The sequence below is a fragment of the Nocardioides zeicaulis genome (assembly GCF_042432345.1).
Lineage (GTDB): Bacteria > Actinomycetota > Actinomycetes > Propionibacteriales > Nocardioidaceae > Nocardioides > Nocardioides zeicaulis.
In genome coordinates, this window is sequence record NZ_JBHLXH010000001.1 from 953,231 (window position 1) to 978,090 (window position 24,860).

General features: G+C 73.2%; 24 protein-coding genes. 9 read left to right on the forward strand and 15 right to left on the reverse strand.

Annotated elements, in window-relative coordinates; translation table 11 throughout:
* Positions 1–5 precede the first annotated feature (5 nt).
* Positions 6–1,376, reverse strand: a complete 1,371-nt coding sequence (locus ACFFJG_RS04745; protein ID WP_378517450.1) for an SLC13 family permease — start codon at positions 1,374–1,376, stop codon at positions 6–8.
* 121 nt (positions 1,377–1,497) lie between these two features.
* Here ACFFJG_RS04745 and ACFFJG_RS04750 point away from each other — a divergent pair, with 121 nt between their 5' ends.
* Together ACFFJG_RS04750 and ACFFJG_RS04755 are read left to right on the forward strand one after the other, a co-directional pair.
* Positions 1,498–2,199 (forward strand): FadR/GntR family transcriptional regulator, encoded by a 702-nt coding sequence (locus tag ACFFJG_RS04750; RefSeq protein ID WP_378517451.1) that lies wholly within the window; start codon positions 1,498–1,500, stop codon positions 2,197–2,199.
* Positions 2,196–2,966, forward strand: a complete 771-nt coding sequence (locus ACFFJG_RS04755) for a sulfite exporter TauE/SafE family protein (RefSeq protein WP_378517452.1) — start codon at positions 2,196–2,198, stop codon at positions 2,964–2,966. The genes ACFFJG_RS04750 and ACFFJG_RS04755 overlap by 4 nt, the downstream gene beginning before the upstream one ends.
* A gap of 127 nt (positions 2,967–3,093) precedes the next feature.
* On the opposite strand, the gene ACFFJG_RS04760 is transcribed toward ACFFJG_RS04755, so the two are convergent.
* Complete coding sequence (locus ACFFJG_RS04760; protein WP_378517453.1) at positions 3,094–7,956, reverse strand: NAD-glutamate dehydrogenase; 4,863 nt, start codon at positions 7,954–7,956, stop codon at positions 3,094–3,096.
* Positions 7,957–8,106: 150 nt separating this feature from the next.
* Here ACFFJG_RS04760 and ACFFJG_RS04765 point away from each other — a divergent pair, with 150 nt between their 5' ends.
* Positions 8,107–8,577, forward strand: a complete 471-nt coding sequence (locus tag ACFFJG_RS04765) for a DUF2505 domain-containing protein (protein ID WP_378517454.1) — start codon at positions 8,107–8,109, stop codon at positions 8,575–8,577.
* Positions 8,574–9,212: a maleylpyruvate isomerase N-terminal domain-containing protein gene (locus tag ACFFJG_RS04770; protein ID WP_378517455.1), complete on the forward strand. Its 639-nt coding sequence runs from the start codon at positions 8,574–8,576 to the stop codon at positions 9,210–9,212. Before ACFFJG_RS04765 ends, ACFFJG_RS04770 begins: the two co-directional genes overlap by 4 nt.
* On the opposite strand, the gene ACFFJG_RS04775 is transcribed toward ACFFJG_RS04770, so the two are convergent.
* From ACFFJG_RS04775 to ACFFJG_RS04790, 4 genes are read right to left on the reverse strand one after another with little or no spacing between them, the layout of a single operon-like run.
* A complete protein-coding gene (locus tag ACFFJG_RS04775) occupies positions 9,205–9,414 on the reverse strand; it encodes a hypothetical protein (RefSeq protein ID WP_378517456.1) in 210 nt (69 codons plus the stop codon). The genes ACFFJG_RS04770 and ACFFJG_RS04775 overlap by 8 nt on opposite strands.
* Before the next feature lie 32 nt (positions 9,415–9,446).
* A complete protein-coding gene (pruA, locus tag ACFFJG_RS04780; RefSeq protein WP_378517457.1) occupies positions 9,447–11,075 on the reverse strand; it encodes an L-glutamate gamma-semialdehyde dehydrogenase in 1,629 nt (542 codons plus the stop codon).
* Between the two features lie 32 nt (positions 11,076–11,107).
* Positions 11,108–11,452 (reverse strand): DUF6912 family protein, encoded by a 345-nt coding sequence (locus ACFFJG_RS04785; protein WP_378517458.1) that lies wholly within the window; start codon positions 11,450–11,452, stop codon positions 11,108–11,110.
* Positions 11,449–12,924 (reverse strand): WS/DGAT/MGAT family O-acyltransferase, encoded by a 1,476-nt coding sequence (locus ACFFJG_RS04790; protein ID WP_378517459.1) that lies wholly within the window; start codon positions 12,922–12,924, stop codon positions 11,449–11,451. The genes ACFFJG_RS04785 and ACFFJG_RS04790 overlap by 4 nt, the downstream gene beginning before the upstream one ends.
* A gap of 187 nt (positions 12,925–13,111) precedes the next feature.
* Between ACFFJG_RS04790 and ACFFJG_RS04795 the strand changes: the two genes are divergently transcribed.
* Together ACFFJG_RS04795 and ACFFJG_RS04800 are read left to right on the forward strand one after the other, a co-directional pair.
* On the forward strand, positions 13,112–13,504 hold the full coding sequence (locus tag ACFFJG_RS04795; protein ID WP_378517460.1) for a hypothetical protein: 393 nt from the start codon (positions 13,112–13,114) through the stop codon (positions 13,502–13,504).
* Between the two features lie 2 nt (positions 13,505–13,506).
* Positions 13,507–14,829: a hypothetical protein gene (locus tag ACFFJG_RS04800; protein WP_378517461.1), complete on the forward strand. Its 1,323-nt coding sequence runs from the start codon at positions 13,507–13,509 to the stop codon at positions 14,827–14,829.
* Here the strand turns inward: ACFFJG_RS04800 and ACFFJG_RS04805 are convergent.
* The 3 genes from ACFFJG_RS04805 to ACFFJG_RS04815 all read right to left on the reverse strand — a co-directional run bounded on the left by ACFFJG_RS04805 (position 14,792) and on the right by ACFFJG_RS04815 (position 17,733).
* Positions 14,792–15,682, reverse strand: coding sequence for a calcium-binding protein (locus ACFFJG_RS04805; protein WP_378517462.1), 891 nt, complete (start codon positions 15,680–15,682; stop codon positions 14,792–14,794). The genes ACFFJG_RS04800 and ACFFJG_RS04805 overlap by 38 nt on opposite strands.
* A 75-nt stretch (positions 15,683–15,757) precedes the next feature.
* Positions 15,758–17,071: a CpaE/TadZ family protein gene (locus tag ACFFJG_RS04810; protein WP_378517463.1), complete on the reverse strand. Its 1,314-nt coding sequence runs from the start codon at positions 17,069–17,071 to the stop codon at positions 15,758–15,760.
* Positions 17,068–17,733 carry a CpaB family protein gene (locus ACFFJG_RS04815; RefSeq protein ID WP_378517464.1) on the reverse strand — a complete coding sequence of 222 codons (666 nt, stop codon included), beginning with the start codon at positions 17,731–17,733 and terminating at the stop codon, positions 17,068–17,070. The genes ACFFJG_RS04810 and ACFFJG_RS04815 overlap by 4 nt, the downstream gene beginning before the upstream one ends.
* A gap of 131 nt (positions 17,734–17,864) precedes the next feature.
* Between ACFFJG_RS04815 and ACFFJG_RS04820 the strand changes: the two genes are divergently transcribed.
* A complete protein-coding gene (locus ACFFJG_RS04820) occupies positions 17,865–18,110 on the forward strand; it encodes a helix-turn-helix domain-containing protein (RefSeq protein WP_378517465.1) in 246 nt (81 codons plus the stop codon).
* Between the two features lie 41 nt (positions 18,111–18,151).
* On the opposite strand, the gene ACFFJG_RS04825 is transcribed toward ACFFJG_RS04820, so the two are convergent.
* From ACFFJG_RS04825 to sigE, 3 genes are read right to left on the reverse strand one after another with little or no spacing between them, the layout of a single operon-like run.
* Entirely contained in the window at positions 18,152–19,741 is a 1,590-nt protein-coding gene (locus tag ACFFJG_RS04825; protein WP_378517466.1) for a S1C family serine protease, read from the reverse strand.
* A complete protein-coding gene (locus ACFFJG_RS04830) occupies positions 19,738–20,241 on the reverse strand; it encodes an anti-sigma factor (protein ID WP_378517467.1) in 504 nt (167 codons plus the stop codon). The genes ACFFJG_RS04825 and ACFFJG_RS04830 overlap by 4 nt, the downstream gene beginning before the upstream one ends.
* Positions 20,235–20,912, reverse strand: a complete 678-nt coding sequence (gene sigE, locus ACFFJG_RS04835; RefSeq protein WP_378517468.1) for an RNA polymerase sigma factor SigE — start codon at positions 20,910–20,912, stop codon at positions 20,235–20,237. The genes ACFFJG_RS04830 and sigE overlap by 7 nt, the downstream gene beginning before the upstream one ends.
* Positions 20,913–21,111: 199 nt before the next feature.
* Here sigE and ACFFJG_RS04840 point away from each other — a divergent pair, with 199 nt between their 5' ends.
* The gene (locus tag ACFFJG_RS04840) at positions 21,112–21,750 is read left to right on the forward strand and encodes an O-methyltransferase (RefSeq protein WP_378519451.1); all 639 of its coding nucleotides are present in this window, start codon (positions 21,112–21,114) and stop codon (positions 21,748–21,750) included.
* Positions 21,751–21,756: 6 nt separating this feature from the next.
* Here ACFFJG_RS04840 and ACFFJG_RS04845 read toward each other — a convergent pair whose 3' ends face one another.
* The 3 genes from ACFFJG_RS04845 to ACFFJG_RS04855 are packed head-to-tail and all read right to left on the reverse strand — an operon-like array spanning position 21,757 to position 23,821.
* Positions 21,757–22,107 carry a hypothetical protein gene (locus ACFFJG_RS04845; RefSeq protein WP_378517469.1) on the reverse strand — a complete coding sequence of 117 codons (351 nt, stop codon included), beginning with the start codon at positions 22,105–22,107 and terminating at the stop codon, positions 21,757–21,759.
* Entirely contained in the window at positions 22,107–23,651 is a 1,545-nt protein-coding gene (locus ACFFJG_RS04850) for a leucyl aminopeptidase family protein (RefSeq protein WP_378517470.1), read from the reverse strand. Before ACFFJG_RS04850 ends, ACFFJG_RS04845 begins: the two co-directional genes overlap by 1 nt.
* 2 nt (positions 23,652–23,653) lie before the next feature.
* A complete protein-coding gene (locus ACFFJG_RS04855) occupies positions 23,654–23,821 on the reverse strand; it encodes a DUF3117 domain-containing protein (protein ID WP_121138412.1) in 168 nt (55 codons plus the stop codon).
* Between the two features lie 184 nt (positions 23,822–24,005).
* Here ACFFJG_RS04855 and ACFFJG_RS04860 point away from each other — a divergent pair, with 184 nt between their 5' ends.
* A complete protein-coding gene (locus tag ACFFJG_RS04860; protein WP_378517471.1) occupies positions 24,006–24,857 on the forward strand; it encodes an enoyl-CoA hydratase/isomerase family protein in 852 nt (283 codons plus the stop codon).
* The last annotated feature ends 3 nt before the right edge of the window (positions 24,858–24,860 follow it).

The following is a 24,860-nucleotide window of genomic DNA, read 5'->3' on the forward strand; positions in this document are numbered from 1 at the left end:
GCTGTTCACCATCCGGGGAGGACGAGGGCTGCCCAGACGAGCAGCGGGCCGACAAGGGTGACGATCGTGGCGTAGCCGAGGATCTGCCTGTAGTAGGTGGTCTCCTCGATGTTGTCCGGCTTGTTGGCCAGCATCAGGGCGCCGTTGGTGCTGAACGGGCTGACGTCGACGATCGTGGAGCTGACCGCGAGGGCCGCGACGAAGAGGCCGGCGGAGATGCCGCCCTCGGCGACCAGCGGGATCGCGATCGGGATGATCACCGGAAGCAGCGCGGTGGAGGAGGCGAACGCCGACACGATGCCGCCGACGTAGCAGAGGATCAGCGCGCCGATGGCCGCGGCGCCGAGGCCGGCGGCCCACTTCCCGACGAACTCGGGCGAGCCCGCGGTGGTGAGGATCGTGGCGTACGTGCTGACGCCGGCGACGAGCAGGACGGTCGGCCAGGCGATCTGCTTGACCGTGTCCTTGTAGGCCTTCGGCGTGAGGATCGACAGCACGACCGCGGCCGTGATCGCGGCGAAGCCGATGTTCTTGTCGAAGACCAGGGCGACGACGGCGACCGCGACGAAGGCGAGCAGGGTGAGCGTGTGCTCGAGGCGGGTGCCGCTGTCCTCCGGGTTGGGCGTGCCGGTGGTGGGCGTCGCCCCGGTCGCCGAGGCGGCGCTGGAGCGGTCACGACGGGTGCTGCCACCGGGCGCCGCGGACCCGCCACCGGCCGCGACCGTGCCGCCGCCGGCGTGGACGAGCTCGCCGTCGGCGTCCATGCGCAGCGAGATCAGCTTCCGTCCGCCGAGCACGACGAAGAGGATCGCGGCCATGACGGTGTTGACCGCGAGGCTGGAGAAGAAGATCGTCAGGTGCGAGGCGCCGAGGCCGGCGTCCTCCATCACCGAGTTGGTGATCGTGCCGTAGATCGAGATCGGCGAGAAGCCGCCGGCCTGCGCGCCGTGCACGACGAACATGCCCATCATCAGCGGGCTGATGCCGTAGCGCCCGGCGAACCCGAGGGCGATCGGGCCGATGATCGCGCACGCCGCCGGGCTGGCCGCGCCGATCGCGGTGATGACCGCGGTGACGGCGAACATCACCCACGGGATGAGGGCGACGCGGCCGCCGACCGAGGAGACGGCGGTGCGGACGATGAGGTCGACCGTGCCGTTCTGCCGGGCGATGGCGAAGAGGTACGTCACCCCGATCAGGGTCAGGACGAGGTCGGCGCTGATGCCGGCGAGGATCTCCTTCTCGTCGAGGTCGAGCGAGTACATGCCGACGAGCCACGCGGCGACGTAGGCCAGCGCGCCCATGTTGATCGGCAGCAGCGTGCCGACGACGAACAAGGCGACCAGGGCGATGATCGCGATCCATTCCGGACCCATGTGAGACCTCCGAGCTGTGGGTCGAGCGCCAGCACCCGGGGCGGGGAGTGGCCCTGGTCACAATGCTGGATCAGTGGCCTAGCCAATAGCACAATGAGCCGATCGTCAATAGGCTGACCGCATGGCCGACTCCTTCCCGCCTCGCCTGATGCGCACCCGGCTCTACGAGCAGGTCGCCGGTCAGATCTCGGCGTGGATCGCCGCCAACGGCCTCGCCGCCGGCGACCGGCTGCCCCCGGAGCGCGAGCTCGCCCAGCGCCTCGGCGTCAGCCGCGCAACCCTCAGCCAGGCGCTGGTGGCGCTCGAGGTCGTCGGCGTGGTCGAGGTGCGTCACGGCGACGGCACGGTGGTCACCGAGCGCCAGCAGCAGACCACCCGGATCGTGGAGGCGATCCGCAGCCACGCCGACCGGCTGCCCGAGGTGATCGAGACCCGCGACGCGCTCGAGACCAAGATCGCCTCGCTCGCCGCGCTCCGCCGCACCGACGACGACCTCGCCCGCATCGACGACGCGCTGGCGTCGATGGAGGCCGACATCGAGGCGGGCGGTCGCGGGGTGGAGGGCGACGAGCGCTTCCACGGCGCCGTGACCGCTGCGTCGCACTCCCTGCTGCTGGCGCGGCTGATGGACGAGATCGGCGACCTGATCAAGGAGACCCGCATCGAGTCGCTCGGCCAGCCGGGCCGCCCGGCCGACTCCCTCGCCGGCCACCGCGCGATCGCCGAGGCCATCCGCGCCGGTGACCCCGAGGCCGCCTCCGAGGCGATGCACGCGCACGTCGCGATGGTCAGCGACGTCGCCCTGCTCCGCGAGCAGCCGTGACCGCAGGCGAGGCGGTCCTGGTCGTCGCGGCCGGGCTGGGGGCGGGCGTGCTCTCCTCCACCGTGGGCGTCGCCTCCCTGCTGAGCTTCCCGATCCTGGTCGGGCTCGGCCTGCCGCCGGTCGTGGCCAACGTCTCGAACACCCTCGGGCTGATCCCCGGCGGCGTCGGCGGCGTCCTCGGCTACCGGGCCGAGGTGCGCGAGGCCGGTCCGGTGGCGCGCGCCATCGTGCTGGTCTGCGCTCTCGGTGCCGTGGCGGGCGCCGCGCTCCTGCTGGGCCTGCCGCCCGGCGTCTTCGAGGCGGTCGTGCCGTTCCTCATCCTCTTCACCTGCGCGCTCGTCGGCGTCCAGCCGCGGGTCGCGGCCTGGCTGCGCGCCCGCCACGAGCGACGTCACGGCGAGCAGCCGGCCGAACGCCGCCACATGTCGCCCACCACCACGGCGTTCGCCACCCTCACCGGGGTCTACGGCGGCTACTTCGGTGCGGGCGCCGGCGTGATGATGGTCGCCGTCCTCGGCCTCGGCACCGACCTCGAGCTCCGGGTCGTCAACGGGCTCAAGACCCTCGCGCTGATGGTCGGCAACATCGTCGCCGGCGCGATCTTCGTCGTCGTCGCCCATCCCCGCTGGGACGTCGTGGTCCTGCTGGCCGCCGGCTCGCTGGTCGGCGGCTACGTCGGCGCCCGCATCGGCCGCCTGCTCCCCGACGCCGTCTTCCGCTGGGCGGTCGTCGCCGCCGGCGTCGTGGCCGCCGTCCTGCTGTTCTGAGCCGCCCGTCGAGCTGACGCATCTGCACACGGTGCGCACGCCGAGCTGACGCATCTGCACCAGCCGTGGCGTGCAGATGCGTCAGCTCGACCGCGTCGAAGCGTGCAGATGCGTCAGCTCGCGCGCGTCAGGCGAGCAGGCCGCGCACCACCCGGAGGCCGACCGAGAGGCGGGCCAGCTCGGCGGTGTCCTCGCGGCAGATCTCGCGCAGCGTCTTCTCGGCACGCGCGACCAGCTCCTGCTCGGAGTCCTCCCACGCCGCGACCCGCGACGGTGCGCTGTCGTCGGGGTTGGTCGACTCGAGCACCTGCGCGGTGAGCTGCTGGTGCACGCCGTAGAGGTCGTCGCGCACGGCGGCGCGCGCCATCGTCTGCCAGCGGTCGTCGCGCGGCAGCGCGAAGATCCGCTCGACGAGGGCGGGGAGGCCGAGCCGCTCGCCGAGGGCGAAGTGCACCCGCGCCACCTCGGCCGGGTCGAGCCCGAGCCGGTCCGCGGTCTCGACGATGCCGAGCAGGGCGTACGCCGGTGCGAGGACGGCGACGCGCGAGGCGAGGTCCTCCGGGACGCCCTGGTCGCTGAGCCGCTTCGCACGCGCGGCGTGGTCCTCGCTCTCGCGGCCGCTCATGATGCTCGGCAGCTCGGCCATCACCGCCTGCACGCGGCCGCGGAAGAACGCCACGGTCGCGGACGAGTCGAGGCCGGAACGGCGGTTGGTGACCAGCCAGCGCGAGGCCCGCTCGACCAGCGTGCGCATCTCGATCCGCATCCGGGTCTGGCGCTCGGCCGGGACCTGGTTGTCGAGGGCGGCGATCTCCTGGCGCAGCGGCAGCGAGCCGAAGATCTCGCGCGCCACGAAGTTCGCTCGAGTCAGGTCGGCGGCGCTCGCGCCGGTCTCCCCCGCGAGCCGCGGCCAGAAGGTCATGCCCGCGCCGTTGACGAGGTCGTTGACGACCTGGGTCACGATGATCTCGCGCCGCAGCGGGTGGTCCTCGATCGCCTGCTCGAGGTCGGGCTTCATGCGGCTGGGGAAGTACGCGAGCAGGTCCTCGCGCAGGTAGGGGTCGTCGGGCAGGTCGGACTCGATGAGCTCGTCGGCGAGCACGATCTTGGTCCAGGCCAGCAGCACCGACAGCTCGGGTGCCGACAGCGCCTGCTTGCGGTCGAGGCGACGGCGTACCTGACGGGTGCTGGGCAGGCCCTCGAGGTCGCGGTTGAGCACCCCGCGCCGCTCGAGCTCGCGCATCCAGTCCTCGTGGACGTGGAGCAGCGAGGGCGCGTGCGCCTCGGCGTTGGCGAGCGCGAGGTTCTGCTCGTAGTTGTCGCGCAGCACCAGCGCACCGACCTCGTCGGTCATCTCGGCGAGCAGCGCGTTGCGCGCGGCCTCGTCCATCCCGCCCGCGTGCACGACGCGGTCGAGCAGGATCTTGATGTTGACCTCGTGGTCGGAGGTGTCGACGCCGGCCGAGTTGTCGATGAAGTCGGTGTTCATCCGTCCGCCGTCGCCGCCCGCGCCGTAGCGGGCGTACTCGACGCGGCCGAGCTGGGTGAACCCGAGGTTGCCGCCCTCGCCGATGCAGCGGGCGCGGAGGTCCTCGCCGTTGACGCGGATGGCGTCGTTGGCCTTGTCGCCCGCGTCGGCGTCGGACTCCTCCGACGACTTCACGTAGGTGCCGATGCCGCCGTTCCAGAGCAGGTCGACGGGCGCGAGCAGGATCGCGCGCATCAGCTCGGCCGGCGTCATCGCGGTGACGTCGTCGGCCAGGCCGAGCGCCGTGCGTGCCTGCGGCGAGACCGGGATCGACTTCGCCGAGCGCGACCAGACGCCCCCGCCCTCGGAGATGAGCGAGGAGTCGTAGTCGCGCCAGCTCGAGCGCGGGAGCGCGAACAGGCGCTGGCGCTCGGCGTAGGACGACGCGGCGTCGGGCTGCGGGTCGATGAAGATGTCGCGGTGGTCGAAGGCCGCCACGAGGCGGGTGTGCTCGGAGCACAGCATGCCGTTGCCGAACACGTCGCCCGACATGTCGCCGATGCCGACGCACGTGAAGTCCTCGGCCTGGCAGTCGATGCCCATCTCGCGGAAGTGGCGCTGGACCGAGACCCAGGCGCCCTTCGCGGTGATGCCCATCGCCTTGTGGTCGTAGCCCACCGAGCCGCCGGAGGCGAAGGCGTCGCCGAGCCAGAAGCCGTAGTCCTTCGCGACGCCGTTGGCGATGTCGGAGAAGGTGGCAGTGCCCTTGTCGGCGGCCACGACGAGGTAGGAGTCGTCGCCGTCGTGGCGCACCACGTCGCGCGGCGGCACGGTCTCGCCCTCGACGAGGTTGTCGGTGATGTCGAGCAGGCCGGAGATGAACGTCTTGTAGCAGGCCACGCCCTCGGCCAGCCAGGCGTCGCGGTCGGCCGGGTCGGGCAGCTGCTTGCAGAAGAACGCGCCCTTCGCCCCGACCGGCACGATCACGGTGTTCTTCACCATCTGCGCCTTGACCAGGCCCAGCACCTCGGTGCGGAAGTCGTCGCGTCGGTCCGACCAGCGCAGGCCGCCGCGGGCGACCGCGCCGAAGCGCAGGTGCGAGCCCTCGACGCGCGGGCTGTAGACGAAGATCTCGTAGCGGGGGCGCGGCTCGGGCAGGTCGGGGATCACCGACGGCTCGAGCTTGAACGAGATGTAGGGGTGCAGCTCGCCCTCGGCCGTGCGCTGGAAGAAGTTGGTGCGGAGGGTGGCACGCACGAGCGTGCGGTAGGAGCGCAGGATGCGGTCGTGGTCGAGGCTGACCACGTCGTCGAGGGCCTTGGCCAGCTTCTCCTCGATCGCCTCCACCTTGGCCACCCGGGCCTCGGCGTCGGCGGTCAGCGAGCGGTCACCGCGACCCGGGTCGAAGCGCGCCTCGAAGAGCTCGACGAGCAGCCGGGTGATGTCGACGTTGCTGCGCAGCGCCTCCTCGATGTAGTCGAGGGCGAAGGGCGAGCCGCCCTGCCGCGCGTACTTGGCGTAGGCCCGGAGCACCGTCGCCTGCCGCCAGGTCAGCCCGGCGGCCAGGACCAGGTTGTTGAAGCCGTCGATCTCGTTGAAGCCGTCCCAGATCGCGCGCAGCGCCTCACCGAAGAGCGCCCGCTCGTGGGGCGGCAGCACACGGCCGTGGCGGATGCCGAACTCGTAGATGTACGACGGCCGCCCCAGGCCCTCGAGCTCGTAGGGGCGCTCGTCGACGACCTCGACGCCCATGGAGGTGAGCATCGGCAGCACGGTGCTCAGCGACAGCGGCTCACCGACGCGGAAGACCTTGAGCCGGGACTCCCCGCGGCGGTAGCGACCGTCGCGCTCGTCCTGGTCGAAGAGCGCGAGGTCGATGCCCTGCTCTCCCTCGATGGCCTCGATCCGGCCGAGGTCGGCCGACCCGCGCTGCGGGCTGTAGTCCTCCTTGTAGGCCTCGGGGAAGGCGTCGGACCAGGCCCGCGCGAGCTGCGAGCCGCGCTCCTCGCCGTAGTCGTTGACGACCGCGGCGACGAAGTCGTCTCGCCACGAGCGCGAGGCCTCGATGAGGCGGCGCTCGAGCTCGGCGACGTCGACGTCGGGGATGTGACTGCCCAGCGGCGGGTGGACCACGAAGTGCACCCGCGCGGTCGTCGACTCGTTGACCCGCGCGGTGAACTCGACGTGCTCGCCGCCCAGCTCGTCACGCAGGATGTCGGCGAACCGCTCGCGCACCGCGGTGCTGTAGCGGTCGCGCGGGAGGTAGACCAGGACCGAGACGTAGCGCCCGTAGGTGTCGCGCCGCACGAAGGCGCGCAGCTGCCGGCGCTCGCGGGCGAACATGACGTCCTGCGCGATCGGCGCGAGCTCGGCCGGCGAGGTGTGGAAGAGCTCGTCGCGGGGGTAGTTCTCGAGGGTGTCCATCAGCGCCTTGCCGGCGTGGCTGCGCGGGTCGAACCCGGCGCGGCGCATGACCTCGGTCGCCTTCTCGCGCAGCACCGGGATGCGGGTCACCGACTCGGTGTAGGCGGCGCTGGAGAACAGGCCGAGGAAGCGGCGCTCCCCCACGACCTCGCCGTCGGGGCCGAACGTCTTGATCCCGACGTAGTCGAGGTAGGCCGGGCGGTGCACGGTGGCGCGCGAGTTGGCCTTGGCCAGGACCAGCAGCGTCTTCTCCCGCGCCTTCGCCTTCACCAGCGGCGGCAGCTTGGCGAACGCCGACGACAGGTCCTGGTCGCTGCGCAGGATGCCGAGCCCGGACCCCGGGACGGCGCGCAGGCCGCACTCGTCGGGCGCGCCCTCCTCGGTCTCGAGGACGTACTCGCGGTAGCCGAGGAAGGTGAAGTGGTCGTCGGCCAGCCAGGTGAGGAAGTCGCGGCCCTGGCGCAGCTCCTCGACCGGCAGCGGCGGCGGGTCGGCGGCGAGCTCGTCGACGACCGCGAGGGCCTGCGCGTGCATCTTGGCCCAGTCCTCGACCGACTCCCGCACGTCGCGCAGCACCCGCTGCACGCCCTCGGTGACGTCGGCGGCCTCGGCGTCGTCGGTGCGGTCGATCTCGACGTGCATCCACGACTCGGCGCCGCTCTCGCCAGACTCGGCGCGGACGTCCTCGTCGAACGACCCGACCTGGCGCAGCGCGCCCGTGATGTCGCGCTCGACCAGGAGCTGCGGGTGGATGACGGTGTGCACGGTGTGCCCGAGCCGGGTGAGCTCCATGGTCACCGAGTCGACGAGGAACGGCATGTCGTCGGTGACCACCTCGACCACCGACCGACCCGCGGCCGACCAGCCGGACTCGGCGCTGGTGGGGGTGACCACGCGGACCGACGCGGTGCCCTGGGGTCGCGACCCGGCGAGCTCGTGGTGCGAGACGACGGCGCCCACCAGGTCCTCCGGGGAGCGCTCGGCCACCTCCTCCGGCGCGACGTGCCGGTAGTAGGCACGGAGCAGGTCGCCCCACTCGGGACGTACCTCCGCTGCCGCGTCGAGCTGGTGGTCCTTGGTCTCCTCGGGCGTCGCCACGCCCCGACCCTAGGACGCGCGCTGTGACCGTCACAACACGGGTCCCTACCGGCGCGTCACCTTCTCCGCTCGGCCATGATGGGGCCCTCACGAAGGGCAGATCCGGACCTGGTCGGCAGGCCGGACGACGACACGGACGCGGGTGGAGACATGAGCACGAGGCTCACCAAGAAGCTGACCTACGACGCCCCGGCGGAGGCCGTCGCGGCCATGCTCGACGACCCGGCCTTCCGCGAGGAGGTGCTGGCCCGGCAGAAGGTGAGGCGGGGCTCGGTCGACGTCGACGGCGACCACGTGCGCATCGAGCAGGTGCGCTCGGCCGGCGACATCCCCTCCTTCGCCCGGAAGTTCGTCGGCGAGGAGATCGTCATCGTCCAGACCGAGACCTGGACCTCGCCGACCGGCGCCGACGTCGAGCTCGCCATCCCGGGCAAGCCCGGCGAGGCCCGCGGGACCCTCGTCCTCCACGAGTCCGGCGGCACCACCACGGAGACGATCGACCTCGACCTCAGCGTCCGCATCCCGCTGGTGGGCGGCAAGATCGAGGCCATGGTCGCGGACCTGTTCTCCAGCGCCCTCGACGTGGAGCACCGGGTCGGCACGGAGTGGCTGGCCAGGTGAGCCTGCTGGCGGACGTCTACCTCGCCCTGGCCGGTGTCGTCGAGCGGCTCGACGAGCACGACGGGTGGTCGGCGACGGGCTGCAGCGGCTGGGCGGTCCGCGACCTCGTGCACCACATGGCTGACGACGCCGTGCGCGGGCTGGTCGCCGTGCACGTCCCGGGGTCCGGCGAGCCCGACCGGGACGCCGTGTCCTACTGGCGGGACTGGGGCAGTGACGCGGAGAAGGACGACGCGATGCGCCGGGCCACCCGCGCGGAGGCCTCGCTCAGGGGATGGACCCAGCTGCGCGAACGGCACCTCGAGGCGGCGGCGGCGACGGTCCGTGCGTACGACAGCCTCGCGCCAGACGCGGTGCTGACCACCCAGGGGCACACCCTCACGGCCGCCGACCTCGCCAGCACCTTGGCGGTCGAGGCGACGCTGCACCACGCCGACCTCGTGCTCCACCTCGAGGCGGCGCCGCCGACCGGTGCGGGCCTGGCCGAGGTGCGGCGCGTCGTGGAGTCGCTGCTCGGCCGGGAGCTGGCGGGGTGGACCGACGAGCGGGTCGCCCTCGTCGGCACGGGTCGTGCAGCGCCCACCGACGCCGAGCGGAGCGACCTGACGGGCGCGCGCGTGCCGGTCTTCACCTGACCCCGTCGGGCCCCGTCCGCAGCTGCTCCGGCTCGTCGTCGCGGCGGGCCCGGCCGTCTGCCTCCTCGGCGGCGAGCTCCTTGCTCCGCCGGCGCAGCACCAGCCCCAGCACCACGAAGGGCCCGAAGGCGAGCAGCAGCGTGAGCGCCTGCTCGTAGGGGTGCAGGGCGCCCATGTGGAGCGGGAGGACGGCCGCGGTCATGCGGCCATCCTCCCACCCGGGTCGTGCGGTGCTCAGCCCTGGTGCGGGTAGAGGTGCGTCGTCGGCGGGACGAACGTCTCCTTGATCGAGCGGGGCGAGGTCCAGCGCAGCAGGTTGACCGCGGCGCCCGCCTTGTCGTTGGTGCCCGACGCGCGGCCGCCGCCGAACGGCTGCTGGCCCACGACGGCGCCGGTCGGCTTGTCGTTGATGTAGAAGTTGCCGGCCGCGAAGCGCAGGGTCTTGCGCGCCCACGCGATGGCGGAGCGGTCCTGGGCGATGATCGCGCCGGTGAGGGCGTACGGCGCGAACGACTCCATCTGCGCCACGACGTCCTCGAACTGGTCGTCGTCGTAGACGTGGACGGCCAGGATCGGGCCGAAGTACTCCTCGGAAAACATCTGGTCGGTCGGGTCGGAGGACTCGACGATCGTGGGACGCACGAACCAGCCCACCGAGTCGTCGGTCTGGCCACCGGCGAGCAGCGTGAGGTGGTCGGTGGCCTCCACGCGGGCGATCGCCTTCTGGTGCTTGGCGAACGCGCGGTCGTCGATCACCGCGCCCATGAAGTTCGACAGGTCGGTGACGTCACCCATGGTGAGCGCCTCGGTGTCGGCGATGAGCTGGTCCTTGATCTTCGCCCACACCGAGCGCGGCACGTAGGCGCGCGAGGCCGCCGAGCACTTCTGGCCCTGGAACTCGAACGCGCCCCGGATCATCGCCACGCGCAGCACGTCGGGGTCGGCCGACGGGTGCGCGACGATGAAGTCCTTGCCGCCGGTCTCGCCGACGATGCGCGGGTAGGTGCGGTAGCCGGCGATGTTCTCGCCGATCGTGCGCCACAGGTGCTGGAAGGTCGGCGTGGAGCCGGTGAAGTGGATGCCGGCCAGGTCGGGGTGCGTGAGCGCCACCTGGGACACGTCGATGCCGTCGCCGGGCAGCATGTTGATGACGCCGGGCGGCATGCCGGCCTCCTCCAGCAGCTCCATCGTCAGCGACGCGGCGAGCTGCTGGGTCGGCGACGGCTTCCAGATGACCGTGTTGCCCATCAGTGCCGGCGCGGTGGGCAGGTTGCCGGCGATCGCGGTGAAGTTGAACGGCGTGATCGCGTAGACGAAGCCCTCGAGCGGACGGTGGTCGGTGCGGTTCCAGATGCCGGGGCTGTTGGCGATCGGCTGGTCGGTGAGGATCTGCTTGGCGTAGTGGACGTTGAAGCGCCAGAAGTCGATGAGCTCGCACGCGGCGTCGATCTCGGCCTGGAACGCCGTCTTCGACTGCCCGAGCATGGTCGCTGCGTTGAGCCGCTGGCGCCACGGGCCGGCGAGCAGGTCGGCGGCCTTGAGGATGATCGCGCACCGCTCGTCGAACGGCATCGCGCGCCAGTCGGGGGCAGCCGCGGTGGCCGCCGCGACGGCGTCCTCGGCGTCCTTCGTGCTCGCACCGTGGAAGGTGCCGAGGACGTGCTGGTGGTCGTGCGGCTGGACGACCCGGGTCTCGGGACCTCCACCCGTGCGTCGCTCGCCGCCGATGACGGCGGACAGGTCGTGCTGCTGGCCCTCGAGCCGGGCCAGCTCGACGACGAGTGCCTCGCGCTCCGGGGTGCCGGGCGCGTAGGTCAGGTTCGGCTCGTTGGTGGGAGCCGGAGGGAAGGTGATGGCGTCCATGCGGCCGATCGTCTCAGAGACGCACGCACCCCTCAAAGCGAGGTCAGCAGGTCACCGATCTCCTGGGTGGCCCACCACGCCAGGTCGTCGTCTGGGTCGGCGTCGTCGTGGTCGTCGACGTGCACCGCGACCACCTCGCGCCACGCCACCGGTCCTTCGAGGGCTGGGGTCTCGGCGACCACCACGACCCGGCGGCGCTGCCCGTTCGACAGGCCCCCGACGAGCTCGGCCGAGACGTCCGCCGCGGTCATCAGCGCGGCGTACTCCTGCTCCTCGGCGTCGCCCTCCGCCACGACGGCGTCGTCGTGGGTCGGTCCCGTTGCGCCCCACTCCTGTGCCAGGCGGGGCAAGGTGCTGGGCAGGTAGCGCCGGGTCATGGGCGGGGTCCCTTCCCGGTGGTGGCCGGCGGCGTCCGCCTGGAACCCCCGCGGCCGCGGGGTGCGCGGGGTGCGGTGTCGGAGGCGACGTCGCGCAGCTCCTCGAGCGCCTCGAGGACGCACTGGCCGAGGGTGTCGGCGTCGGGAACGGCGTCGCGGTCGGCGGTGATGCCGTAGAAGACGCCGCCGTCGTAGGACGTCACGCCGATCGCCAGCGGGTGGTCGGGCAGCAGGGGGTGCACGGGGTAGGACTCGAGCATCCGGGCCCCGTCGGCGTAGAGCGGGAACTGCGGGCCGGGCACGTTGGTGATCGAGACGTGGAAGCCGTGGCGCAGCTCGGCGACCGCGAGGCGCGAGCCGAGGGCGTGGAACGTCGTCGGCGCGAAGCCGGCGATCCCCGAGAGCCGTCGGGCCGAGACGGCTCGGCCGTTGTCGCCGTGGGCCTTGAGGTCGTAGCTCACCTGGTGGAGCCGCATGAGCGGGCTCGGCTCGCTGATCGGCAGGTGCACCAGGTGACCGGTGATCTGGGTGCCGAGCGAGGTCGCCTCGAGCTCGTCGTCGATGACCGACATCGGGACGATGGCCTTGATCGTGCGCAGCCCGGCCATCGACTCCGCCCGCGCCATCAGCCAGCCCCGGAGTCCCCCGGCGACCACCGCGAGGATCACGTCGTTGACGGTGCCGCCCCGCGCCTCGCGGATCGCCCGGTGGTCGGCCAGCTCGGTGCGCACGGCGACGAAGCGCCGCTGCTGGGACAGGCGGCGGTGGACCGGCGAGGAGTGGACCGGGCCACGGCCGGCGAGCGCGTTGGCCACCTCGGCGACCCGCGCTCCCGTCGCCGTGGCACGACGGGTGAGCGCCTCTGCGTTGGCGCGGGTGGTCCGCCAGACCGTCGACGGGCTCTCCACGCTGTCGGTCAGGGCGTCGAGGGCCAGGCCCAGCGGCCCGGGGGCGCGGCGCGGGCGCCAGTCGTCGTCGTGGCCGAGCGTGGACCGGTGCGGTGAGGTGTCGAGCAGGACCTGCCCGATGTCGACCGTCTCGCGACCGTCGACGAGGATCTGGTGGCTCTTGGTCAGCAGCGCGACGTGGCCGCGCTCGAGGCCCTCGACGAAGTAGCACTCCCACAGGGGGCGGGTGCGGTCGAGCGGGCGGGAGGCGATGCGGGCCACGAGCTCGCGCAGCTGGTCCATGCTGCCGGGGCGCGGCAGGGCCGAGCGGCGTACGTGGAAGCCGAGGTCGAAGTGCTCGTCGTCGACCCACACCGGGTTGGCCAGGCGCCCCGGCACCAGCTGGAGACGCTGGCGGTAGCGCGGGACGAAGGCGATCCGGTCGGCGATGAGCTGCACCAGGCGGTCGTGGTCGAACCCGGAGTCGCCCGGGTCGAAGACCTCCAGCGTGGCGTTGTGCAGGGGCGTCGTCGGTGACTCGGCCGCCAGGATCGCCAGGTCCCGCGGCCGCAGCCGCTCACCCACCCACGTGCTCGCTTCGCTCGGCGCGCGGGCCGGGCACGGTCACCCTGTGGTGGACGTCTCGCTCGCTGCGCTCGCGCATGGTGCCCTCTCGTCGTCGTCTTGGCTCTCGTGGGATTCTGGCAGAGCCGGTGCGCCGTCGTGCGACCTGACCGCCGGTCACCGACCCGTGCCCCAAGGAGTACCACCGATGTCTCGTCGCGGCCTGTCCCGCCTCACGCCCCTCGCCCTCGTGCTCGCCCTCGGCCTCAGCGCCTGCGGCGGGAGCGCGGACGACGACACCTCGTCCACCCCGGCCGGGTCGGGCTCGTCGAGCAGCGAGGCGGTGGCGGTCACCGTGACCCGCGACGGCGACACCTTCACCCCCAACGGCGAGCGCGTCGAGCTGGCCGTCGGCCAGACGCTCGACCTGACGATCACCTCCGACGTCGCCGGCGAGTTCCACGTGCACAGCACGCCCGAGCAGGAGATCGAGTACGACGCCGGCACCTCCGAGCACGAGATCACCATCGACCGTCCCGGCGTCGTCGAGGTCGAGAGCCACGAGCCCGCGTCGGTCGTGCTCCAGCTCGAGGTCCGCTGAGCGTGCCGGGCACGATCTCGGCCCACGGGCTCGGCGGGGCGAAGGACCTGCCGATCCCCTCCGAGCTGGCGATCGCGGGTGCCGTCGCGGCGCTCGTGGTCTCGTTCACCGTCCTGGCCGTCGCGTGGCGCGAGCCGCGCTACGACCCGGCCACCAGCGGCCGCCCTGCCCCCGCGTGGCTCGACCGGCTGGTCTCCTCGCGCGCGCTCGCGGTCGTGGCCCGCGTCGCGGGCATGGTGTTCTTCCTCTACGTCGGGGCCGCCGCGGTCTTCGGCAAGGACACCCTGGTCAACCCGTTCCTCGGCACGTTCTACGCCCTGCTCTGGGTCGGCATCGTGCCGGCCTCGCTCCTCCTCGGTCGGTTCTTCCGGGCCATCAGCCCCGCGCGCACCATCGCGATGCTGCTCGCGAAGGTCTCCGGCGTGCCCGAGGGCGAGGGCATGCGGGACTACCCCGAGCGCCTCGGCTACTGGCCGGCCGCCGCCGGGCTGTTCGCCTTCGTCTGGCTCGAGCTGGTCTACCCCCACTCCACCGACGTCGGCCCCGTCCGGCTGTGGTGCGCGCTCTACCTGGCGATCATGCTCATCGGCTCCGCCGTGTGGGGCACGCGCTTCCTCGAGCGGGCCGACCCCTTCGAGGTCTACTCCTCGCTCGTGGCGAAGCTGTCGGTCTGGGGTCGGCGCGACGGCCGCCTCGTGCTGCGCAGCCCGCTGGCGAACCTCGACACCCTCGTCGCCCGCCCCGGCCTGGTCGCCGTGGTCGGCGTGCTGTTCGGCAGCACCGCGTTCGACTCCTTCCGCGAGTCGACCCCGTGGCTGCGGGCCGTGCAGTCGATGTCGGTCTCGCGGGTGCTGCCCGACACGCTCGGCCTGGTGGTCTTCTCGGGCGGCGTGATCGCGATCCTCGCGGTCGCCACCATGGCCACCGGGGTCACCAGCGACACGCCCCGGCGGGCGCTGCCGGACCTGTTCGCGCACTCCATCGTGCCGATCATCGTGGGCTACATCGCGGCCCACTACCTGACGTTCCTGTTCGAGTACGGCCAGCTCGTCGTGATCCAGCTCAGCGACCCGTTCACGCGGGGCGACGACTACCTCCGCACCGGCGACCTGCAGGTCAGCTACTGGATCTCGTCCCACCCGACGGCGCTCGCGGTCGTCAAGGTGCTCGCGGTCGTGACCGGGCACGTGCTCGGCGTGGTCGCGGCCCACGACCGGGCCATCAAGCTGCTGCCGCGCCGCCACCAGCTGACCGGTCAGCTGCCGCTGCTGGTCGCGATGGTGGCGTTCACCGCGGGAGGTCTGTACCTGCTGTTCGCGGCGTGACGCGGGCGACCGGTCCGTAGGGCCAGCCCGGCGGCGCCTCGCGGACGACCTCGACCGACTCGCAGGTGCCGAACGGGTCCACCACGTCGAGCGGGTCACGGGTCCCGACGAAGACGACGCGGTCGGCGCCGCCCTGCTCCTGGCCACCGTCGTCGCAGCGGATCTTGTCGGGCTGGCCGTCGGCGAGCACGTAGACGGTGTCGTTGCCCTGCTCGGTGAAGACCTTGTCGGCGCCCGGGCCGAGGAAGACGGTGTCGTCGCCCTCGTCGCCCTTGACGAGCCAGTCGTTGCCGTCGCCGTCGATCAGCACGTCGTTGCCGGGGCCACCCTGGATGGCACCGTCGTCGCCGGGTCCGGCGTCGATCCAGTCGTCGCCGGCCCCGCCGACCTGCTTGTCGGAGCCCTCGCCGCCGACCAGGCGGTCGTTGCCGTCGTTGCCGCCGAGGGTGTCGTTGCCGTTCTCGCCGTAGACCACGTCGTCGCCGACGTTGGCGCTGAGCACGTCGTCGCCCTCGCCGCCGTAGACGGTGTCGTCGCCCTGACCGCCGTCGATGCGGTCGTTGCCCAGACCTCCGGTGACCGAGTCGCGGCCGGGCTGGGCGGTGATCCAGTCGTTGCCGTCGCCGCCGTCGAGAACGTCGTTGCCCGCTCCGCCGTAGATGACGTCGTCGGAGCCGTTGCCGACCACGCGGTCGCGGCCGCCGAGGGCCATGATGTGGTTCGGCCGCTCGTTGCCGACGATCGTGTCGTCGCCGGTCGTGCCGGAGGGCACCCGAGCAGAGGCGAGGGCCGGCATGGCGGCCAGGGACAGGGTGAGCAGCGCACAGGCGCACGCGCGAGCAGGTGAGGTCACCGAGGGTTCTCCTTCGTGCGGATCCCTCACTTTACGACGAGTCTTGACCCAACGTAAAAGATTCGTGACAGCGTTCTAGACGTTGCGGCGCCCTGCTCGCCCTCCGGCGCGCCACCGGCCCCCGCTCCGCGGGAACGGCGGACGACCGGCTCGCCTCCCGGCCCCGGGCCCGGCGGGACCGCCCAGCGTGGCGGGGAAGACGGCATCGGTGAGCGCCCCGAGGCTCCGCGCGAGCGAGCCCTCCCCCGCCTCGACGACCGGATGGCCGGTGAGCAGGGCGCGGTCGGTCGCGGACACGTCATCGGGCAGGAAGTGGAGGCCGGCGACCAGGCTGAAGCCCTCGACCATGCCCGCGATGTCCTTCTCCGACCACCCGATCGTGCCGCGCATCCGGTTGACCGCCACCCGCACCGGCACGCCCTCGACCCGGTCGCGCAGCTCCACCAGCGCCCGGGCCAGCCGGGCCAGGCCCACGGGGTCGGCGCTGCCGACCACGACCACCTCGTCGGCCTGCTCCAGCGCGGCCAGCGTCAGCGTGTTGCGCGCCGGCCGCCCGCCGAAGTCGGACCCGGCGTCGTCCTCGATGCTGAACCCGGTGTCGACCACCACCTCGCCGAGGCCGCGCGCCGCCTCGAGCAGCTGCTCGACGTGCGCGGGGCGCACCTCGCGCCACCGGTCGGCGCGTGGGAGGCCGGTGACGACCGCCAGGTGGGCGCCCAAGGCGCGGCAGGTGGAGGCGAAGCGGTCCTCCAGCTGGTCCGCGCCGGCCAGCCGCGACGCCGAGAGCAGCCCTGACACCTCGTCGAGGATCCCCAGCTGCTGGGCCACCGCGCCGCCGTAGGGATCGAGGTCGACGAGCACGGCGTCGGTGCCGCGGCGGGCCACCTCGGCGGCCAGGTTGGTCGCGACCGTGGTACGCCCCGGGGCGCCCGTCGGGCCCCACACCACGACGACCCGGCCGGCCCGGGGGGACGGTCCGGCCGGCGCAGCCTTCAGGGGTGACGCCGCGCGGGGCCGGGTGTCGAGGACGTCCTCCACGCTGGACACGACCGCCGGCAGCGAGGCGAGCTCCCCCGCGCCGACCACGGCGGTGATGCCGAGGCGGTGGGCGTGCTCGCGGACGTCGAGGTCGTCGGATCGCGCCCCGGTGACCGCCACCGGGCGCACGGCGTGGCGGCGCAGGTGGGCGACCACCGACGGGTCGAGGCCGGGCGCGTCGAGGGCGAGGACCGCCACGTCGGCCTGTCCGCTGGTCACCGCGGCGAGCAGGTCGTCGACGTCGACGCACCGCTTGAGCACGACGACACCCGGGTGCGCCTCGAGGTCGGCCAGCGCGGGCGCCTCCCAGCCCTCGCCGGCCGCGAGCAGCAGGACGCAGAGCACGCTCACGCCCGCCCGACGACGCGGACGCGGTCGTCGCCGCTCGCGGCGAGCACCTCCGCGAGGGGTCCGTCGTCTGCCGTGGGCACCTCCAGCACCAGCTGGCGCGAGGTGGCGGTGGCGAACGAGTCGGACACGACGGGTGCGTCGAGGACCAGGACGTCCTCCAGCACCAGCTCGGCACCGGCGCGACGCCCGCGGTCCTCGCCGACGACCCACACGTCGACGCGCGAGCCCCTCACCAGGTCGGTCGGGACGTCCTCGGTGGCCACGGCCAGCGACACCGCGACGGCCTCCTCGGTCGGCTCCGGCCCGAGCGCCGCCGCGGGGACGAGCTCGCCGGAGGCGAGCGGGCGGCTGAGCGTCAGGTCGGCCGGCAGCTCGGACTCCACCGGGAGGTAGCGCGCGCGGTCGGAGGCGTCGTCGAAGCGCACCCGGGTGGCGACCAGGTCGTCGGCGGTGAGCGTCTCGCCGGCCACCAGGTCGGAGGAGGCCGACCAGACGGGCGTCATGTCGTCGGCGCCGGCCATGATCCGGGCGCCCGCGACGACCGACCCGGCGACGAGCACGACCCCGACCCACAGGCGCGGGTCGCGCCAGCCGGGCGAGCCGGTGCGGGTGGCGACGGGGACGTCGGCATGAGGGGTCGACTGGGGCTGTTTCCGAGACACACCCGGCATCATTGCCTGCTCGCGGCCGGTCTACACCTCGCTCTCCACAGGCCCCCTCCGCCGCGCTCCCCTCCACAGGACGGCCGCGCCTGCCGCGCGCGGCCGTCGCGGGCGGTGGCACGATGGGTGCCATGCCCGACGACCCCCGCTTCCTGACGCTGGCCGACGTCGCCGAGGTGCTCAACACCTCCAGCGCCCAGGTCTACGCCCTCGTCCGTCGCGGTGACCTCCCCGCGATCAAGATCGGCGGTCGCGGCCAGTGGCGGGTGGAGCGGGCGCAGCTCGAGGACTTCATCCAGAGGATGTACGCCGAGACCCGCCAGTTCGTCGACCAGCACCCGTTCGTCGAGAGCGAGCAGGGAGACCGGGTGGAGTGAGGCGCGGCTCCGACCCGGTGGCTGACGAGGGTCGGGGTTGACTACCCGACCTTGCCGTCGAGCTCGACCTCGACGACCTGCTGGTCGCCCCCGCGCAGGACCGACATCTCGACGGTCTCACCGGGCAGGTGGGTGCGGATCGCCACGATGAGGGCGATCCCGTCGTTGACCGGCTGGTCGTCGACCGCGACGATCACGTCGTCCTTCTGCAGGCCGGCACGGTCGGCGGGGGTGTCGGGCATGACCTCGGTGATGGTCGCGCCGCCGGCGTCGGGCTGACCGCCGGTCTGCACCTGGGCGCCGATGACGGGGTACTCCGCGCGGCCGGTGCGCAGGATCTGGTCGACCGTGGTGCGCACCTGCTCGATCGGGATGGCGAAGCCCACGCCGATGTTGCCCGCCTCCGTCGAGGCGCCGCCGGTCGTGGCGATGGCGGAGTTCACGCCCACGACCTCGCCGGCGAGGTTGACCAGCGGTCCGCCCGAGTTGCCCGGGTTGATCGCGGCGTCGGTCTGGACGGCGTTGATGTAGGACGAGTCGTCGTCGGACTCCCCCGACGTCGTCACGGGCCGGTCGAGCGCGCTGACGATGCCGGAGGTCACGGTCTGGCTCAGCCCGAGCGGGGCGCCGAAGGCGACGACCGGGTCACCGACGTGGAGGGCCTGCGAGGCGCCGAGCGCGGCCGGCTCGAGGGCGTCCGCTCCGTCGACGTCGAGCACGGCGAGGTCGTAGACCGAGCTGCGGCCGACGATCGTCGCGTCGTGGCGGCGACCGTCGCTGTCGATGACGACGATCGGGCCGTCGTCGGAGGCCGCCGAGGCCACGACGTGGTTGTTGGTGACGACGTGGCCCTCGCGGTCGAGGACGAACCCGGAGCCGGTGGCGCCGCCCGCCTGGCCGTCGTACTCGGCCACGATCTGGACCGTGCTGGGCAGCAGCGCCTGCGCGACGGCGGGCACCGAGCCGTTGTCGGCGTCGAGCGGTGCGGCAGCGCGGGTGCGGACCCCCTGGAGGCCGTTGTCGACCGTGCCGGGAGGCGAGGCGAGCTGGTCCTGGATCGCCCCGCCGGCGAGGCCGCCGAGGAGGCCGACGACGAGCGCCAGCGCGGCGACCGAGGGCCAGACCCACAGCGGGAGCCTGCGGACCGGCGGGCGCGAGACGTGCTGGCCGTACGGTCCGGGCTGGCCGGGCTGGCCGAACCCCGGGCCGGGGTAGGGCCCGGGCCCGAAGCCCGACGGGCCCGGCACCGGGCCGGGGCCGGCGTAGGGCGGGGGCGGGCCGATGGGCAGGGTCTCGGGAGCCGACTCGTGGACCTGGTCCCGGCCGTCGTCCCGGACCTCCTCCCGGGCGGCCCGGTCGTCCTCCGCGCCGTGGGCGTCCTCGTGGTCGGCAGCGCGCGCGTCCGGCACGGGTGCGCCGTACGGTCGGCCCTCGGGCTGGACCGAGCGGGCCTGCTCCGGGTCGGCCGGCTCGGCGGGGCTGTCGGACGCCTCGGATGCCGCTGACGGCGTGTCCGACGAGGGCGACGCGTCGCGCGGGGGCTCACCCGCGCGCCACCCCGCGAGAGGCTGCGTGGGCTCGTCGGGGTGCTCGTCGGGGTGCTGCTCGTCGGGCGTGTGCTCGTCGGTCACGGAGCAATCTTCTCCCGGATCGCCACGAGCCGCTCGGCGAGGGGCGTCCGGGAGGGTCCGACCGGGGTGCGGGTCGACCGGTCGTCGGTCGAGACGACCGGGGTGACCGACCCGGTGGGCCGGCTCAGGTCGGTGACGGGCGGGCGCGGCTCGCCCCCGGGGCCTCCGGCGACGCCGAGGGCGAGGACGCCCACGACGCACGCACCGGCAGCGCCACCACCGATGGCCACCAGGCCACGTCGGCTGCGCGAGGACACGGTCGGGAACGGCTCGGGGGTCAGGCTCGAGCAGCCGCCGAGGAGCGACGACTTCAGGTCGCGCGAGCACGACGACGGCCCCATCGACAGGCGGGCGAGCTGGGTCTTGACCCTGCCCTCCTGCTCGACGAGGTCACGGCAGGCGTGGCAGGCGTGGACGTGGTCCCAGCAGCGCTCCTCCTCCTCGGGGGCGAGCCGCCCGTCGAGGAGCGCGCTGACCCGGGAGCCGAGGTGGGTCACCACGAGACCGCCCCCTCGGTGCGAGCCGGCACCGGGCCGGAGTAGCGCTGCCGGCCCGCGCCCGGCTCGCGGTGGGCGAGCGCCTTGCGCAGCATGGTGCGGCCGCGGTGGATCCGGGAGCGCACGGTGCCGAGCTTGGCGCCCATGATCGCCGCGATCTCCTCGTAGCTGAGGCCCTCGACGTCGCACAGCACGACGGCCGCGCGGAAGTCGGGCGGCAGGGTGGCGAGCGCAGTCTCGATGTCGTCGTCGAAGGTCTGGTCGGCGAGCGCCAGCTCGGGGCCCGCGGTGGTGCTGGTCAGGCGGGCGGCGCGCTCGTCGGACAGGGCGTCGAACCGGATCCGCTGCTTGCGGCGGGCCCCGTCGAGGAAGAGGTTGGTGGTGATGCGGTGCAGCCAGCCCTCGAAGGTGCCGGGCGTGTAGGTGTCGAGCGAGCGGAAGACCCGGACGAAGACCTCCTGCGTGAGGTCCTCGGCGTCGGGCCGGTTGCCGGTGAGCCGGTAGGCCAGGCGGAAGACCCGGTCGGAGTGCCGCTCGACGATCTCGTCCCACGACGGGACGGCGTCCTGCTCACCGGTCGTGGCCTCGGCCTGCTCTCCCACGGGAGCCCCCTGGCTCGTCGTCCTCTTCGACCGTAGCTGCACCGGTTCGCTGTCCTTCCTGACGCTAGGCATCGCGCCTGAGAGTTCGCTGTGAACTCCGTGCGCTCCGACCAAGAACTTCTCGGTAGGAACCTCTGCCTCCAACGTGCGACCCGTGCTGTGTGTTCCCGGCCACGTCCAAGCCGCGCGGCGCGATAGAGTCGCCACGCTCGAGCCGGGCGCGCCACGCCCTCGGCCGGCGCCGACCCAGGAGGCCCCCATCACCACGCCGATCAAGCCCGCGAGCTGGTCCTACGCCGAGACGTTCGTGGCCGAGGACGAGATCCTGGCCGCGGCGCGCAGCCGTGCCGAGGAGGTCGGCGTGACGCCCGTCGGTCCCGGTGCGGGTGCGGCGCTGCGCTTCCTGGCCTCGGTGCTCGACGCCCGCGCCGTCGTGGAGATCGGCACGGGCACCGGGGTGTCCGGGCTGTGGATGCTGCGCGGCATGCGCGCCGACGGCGTGCTGACCACGGTCGACATCGAGGCCGAGCACCAGCGGCTCGCCAAGGAGACCTTCACCGAGGCGGGCATCCCCGCCAACCGTGCCCGCACCATCGCCGGTGCGGGGCTCGACGTGCTCCCCCGCCTGACCGACGGCCACTACGACCTGGTCTTCTGCGACGGCGACAAGCGTGAGTACGCGGCGTACCTCAAGGAGGCGCTGCGGCTGCTGCGCCCCGGCGGGGTGGTGGTCTTCGACAACGCGCTGTGGCACGACCGCGTCGCCGACCCGGCCCAGCGCGACGAGGAGACCGTCACCATCCGCGACCTCGGCCGCACCATCCTCGAGCACGAGGCGCTCGTGCCGGTGCTGCTGCCCGTCGGCGACGGCCTGCTGGCCGCCAAGAAGGAGTGGTCGCCCGAGGCCTGAGCCTCGTCAGCGGTCCTCGGTCAGCCGGGGAGCCGCGAGGAAGCCGGCGCGGCCCTCGGCGACGGCCACCACGTCGCAGGCCTCGACCAGGACCGGGGGCGCGCCGACGATCCGCGAGCCGGGCGCGTCGGCGGCGGTCTCGGTGAAGGCACGCTGGAACTCCGCGCGCGCCTCGTCGGAGGCGAAGACGTAGGTGCCCTCGAACCACTCCCCCGGCACGGTCCGCCAGGCCTTGAACCGCAGGCCCGCCATCTGGGTGAAGCGGGCGTGGGAGGTGTCGGCGACGTAGGCCGCGAGCTCCTCCGACGCCCCGGCGGGGGCGTCGACGAGGGACCAGCGGATGCTCAGCCCGAGCATCAGGAGATCCCGGCGAGCGGGTCCTCCGAGCCGAGCCACGACAGCAGCAGGCGCGGACCCCAGCCGCTGGGGCCGGCGGTCCACTCGTGGCGGTCGACCGGGGACTCGGCCGCGGAGGCGAAGTCGATGTGGGCCCAGGGCACGTCGCCGGCGAAGTGCTGGAGGAACAGCGCGGCCGTGATCGCACCGGCGCCGCCGGCCGCGTTGTCGCCGTCGGCGATCTTCGAGGACACCTTCTCCTCGTAGTCCTCGACCAGCGGCATCCGCCACACGTGCTCGCCCGACGCCACGGAGGCGGCCTCGAGGTGCTCGGCGAAGGCCTCGTGGTTGGCGAAGTAGCCGCCGGTCCACTGGCCCAGCGCGACCTTCATCGCGCCGGTGAGGGTGGCGACGTCGAGCAGGACGGTCGGCGCGAGCCTGGCGACGGCGTACGCCATCGCGTCGGCGAGGACGAGCCGCCCCTCGGCGTCGGTGTTGTTGACCTCGGAGGTGCGTCCGCCGAAGTGGGTGACCACGTCGCCGGGGCGCATCGCGGATCCGCTCACCGCGTTCTCCGCGGCGGGGACCAGGCCGACGACGCGCACCGGGCAGTCGACGTCGCGCAGCGCGGCCATCGTGGCGATCACGGCGGCGCCGCCGCTCATGTCGCGCTTCATCGTCAGCATCGACTCGGCGGGCTTGATGTCGAGGCCGCCGCTGTCGAAGGTGATGCCCTTGCCGACGAGCACGACGGTGGGCTGGTGCTTGGCCGAGCGCCTGCCGGCGGACCTCGGGGTGTAGTCCATGCGGATGAGCCGCGGCGGGCTGACCGAGCCGCCGCCGACGGCGAGGATGCCGCCGAAGCCCTCCGCGGCGAGCTGCTGCTCGTCCCAGACGGTCACCTCGAGGCCGACGGCCTCGCCGACCTCGACGGCCTGCTCGGCGAGCCAGGCGGGGTTCTTGAGGTTGGACGGGACCGTGGCCAGGGTGCGCGAGCGCCAGCCGGCTCCGCCGAGCGCGATCGCGCGGGCGAGCTCGTCGTCAGCGCCGTCGTCGGCCACCCCGGCCAGCACGATGCGGGCGACGGGGTGGGTCTCGGGGCCGGCGGAGCGCCAGTGGAAGGAGAACGAGGCCAGCATGGCGCCGACGACGACGGCACCGAGGCCGTCCTCGGGGGCGATCGCGGCCAGCGAGGTGACGACGCTGGCGCGGTCCTTCGTGGCGCGGGCCAGGGCGGCGCCGGCGCGCCGGAAGTCGGTCACCGACCCCTCGCCGACGCCGACCAGCAGGACGAGCGCCACGCCGTCGGTCTGCGACGGGGCCACGGGCACCGTGGTCACCTCGCCCGGACGACCGGTGGCGCGCGTGGCCTCGAGGGCCGCGAGCAGGTCGAGGCCGAGCGCCTCGGACGCCTCGTCGGCGCCCGGGCCGAGCAGCGGCCCGTGGGGGTCGGCGACCACCGGGAACGCCCAGACCTCGGCGCCGCCGATCTGGTGCGGGAGCGCGGGGCTGAGCGCGAACTCGGGTGGGGAGACCTGGGTGGGCAGCTGCACTGACGTGGCCACGATCAGCCGACGACGTCCTTGAGGGCGTCCCCGAGAGCTGCTGCCTCCTCGGCGTTCAGCTCCACGACCAGCCGTCCACCGCCCTCGAGCGGGACGCGCATGACGATGCCGCGGCCCTCCTTGGTCACCTCGAGCGGTCCGTCGCCCGTGCGGGGCTTCATGGCGGCCATGGGCGCACCTCTTCCTGTTCAGCCATCAACGCGTCGATGGTGGCTCTTCACATGCGAATCGAGGCGGCTGAGACGTGCTGGCCACCTCGATCGGCGTCGTACGGACCCCAGTATCCCCCATGCGCCGCGTGATCGGCACCACAGGGCGCACGATCGGTGGAAGCGCGTCGGGCAGACTGCCCCCATGACGACCCCCTCGACGTCCGCCTCGACCTCCCCCTCGACCTCCCCGACCACCCCCACCGGCGACGCCCCCGTCCTGCTCGACGTGGTCGACGCGGTGGCCACGATCACCCTCAACCGGCCCGGCGCGATGAACGGGCTCGACGTCGCCACCAAGGAGCTCCTGCTCGCGACGGTGCTGCAGGTCGCCGAGGACCCCGAGGTGCGCTGCGTCGTCCTCACCGGCTCCGGACGGGCCTTCTGCGTGGGCCAGGACCTCAAGGAGCACCTGGCGGGCCTGAGGGGCGAGGCCGACGTGCCGCTGTCGGACACGGTCGAGCGCCACTACAACCCGATCGTCCACGCCCTCGCCACCATGGCGAAGCCGGTGATCGCCGCGGTCAACGGCGTCGCGGCCGGCGCCGGGGCCAGCCTCGCGTTCGCCGCCGACTTCCGGATCCTGGTCGAGTCGGCCGGCTACAACACCTCGTTCGCCGGCGTCGCGCTCTCGTGCGACACCGGGTCGAGCTGGACGCTGCCGCGCCTGGTCGGGCAGCCCAGGGCGATGGAGCTGCTCTACTTCCCCCGCACCGTCCCCGCGCAGGAGGCGCTCGAGCTCGGCCTGGCCACCCGTGTCGTGCCCGACGACCAGCTCGCCGAGGCGGTCGCGGAGCTGGCGGGCCGCCTGGCCGCGGGTCCCACCGTGGCGTACGGCTCGATCCGCCAGGCCGTCGCGCACTCTGCGGCCCACCCGCTCGAGGAGTCCCTCGCCTTCGAGGCGGAGAAGATGGCGCTGACCGGCGGCACCGAGGACCACCTCGCCGCCGTCGACGCCTTCGTCACCAAGCAGCAGCCGGTCTTCCGGGGGCGCTGACCG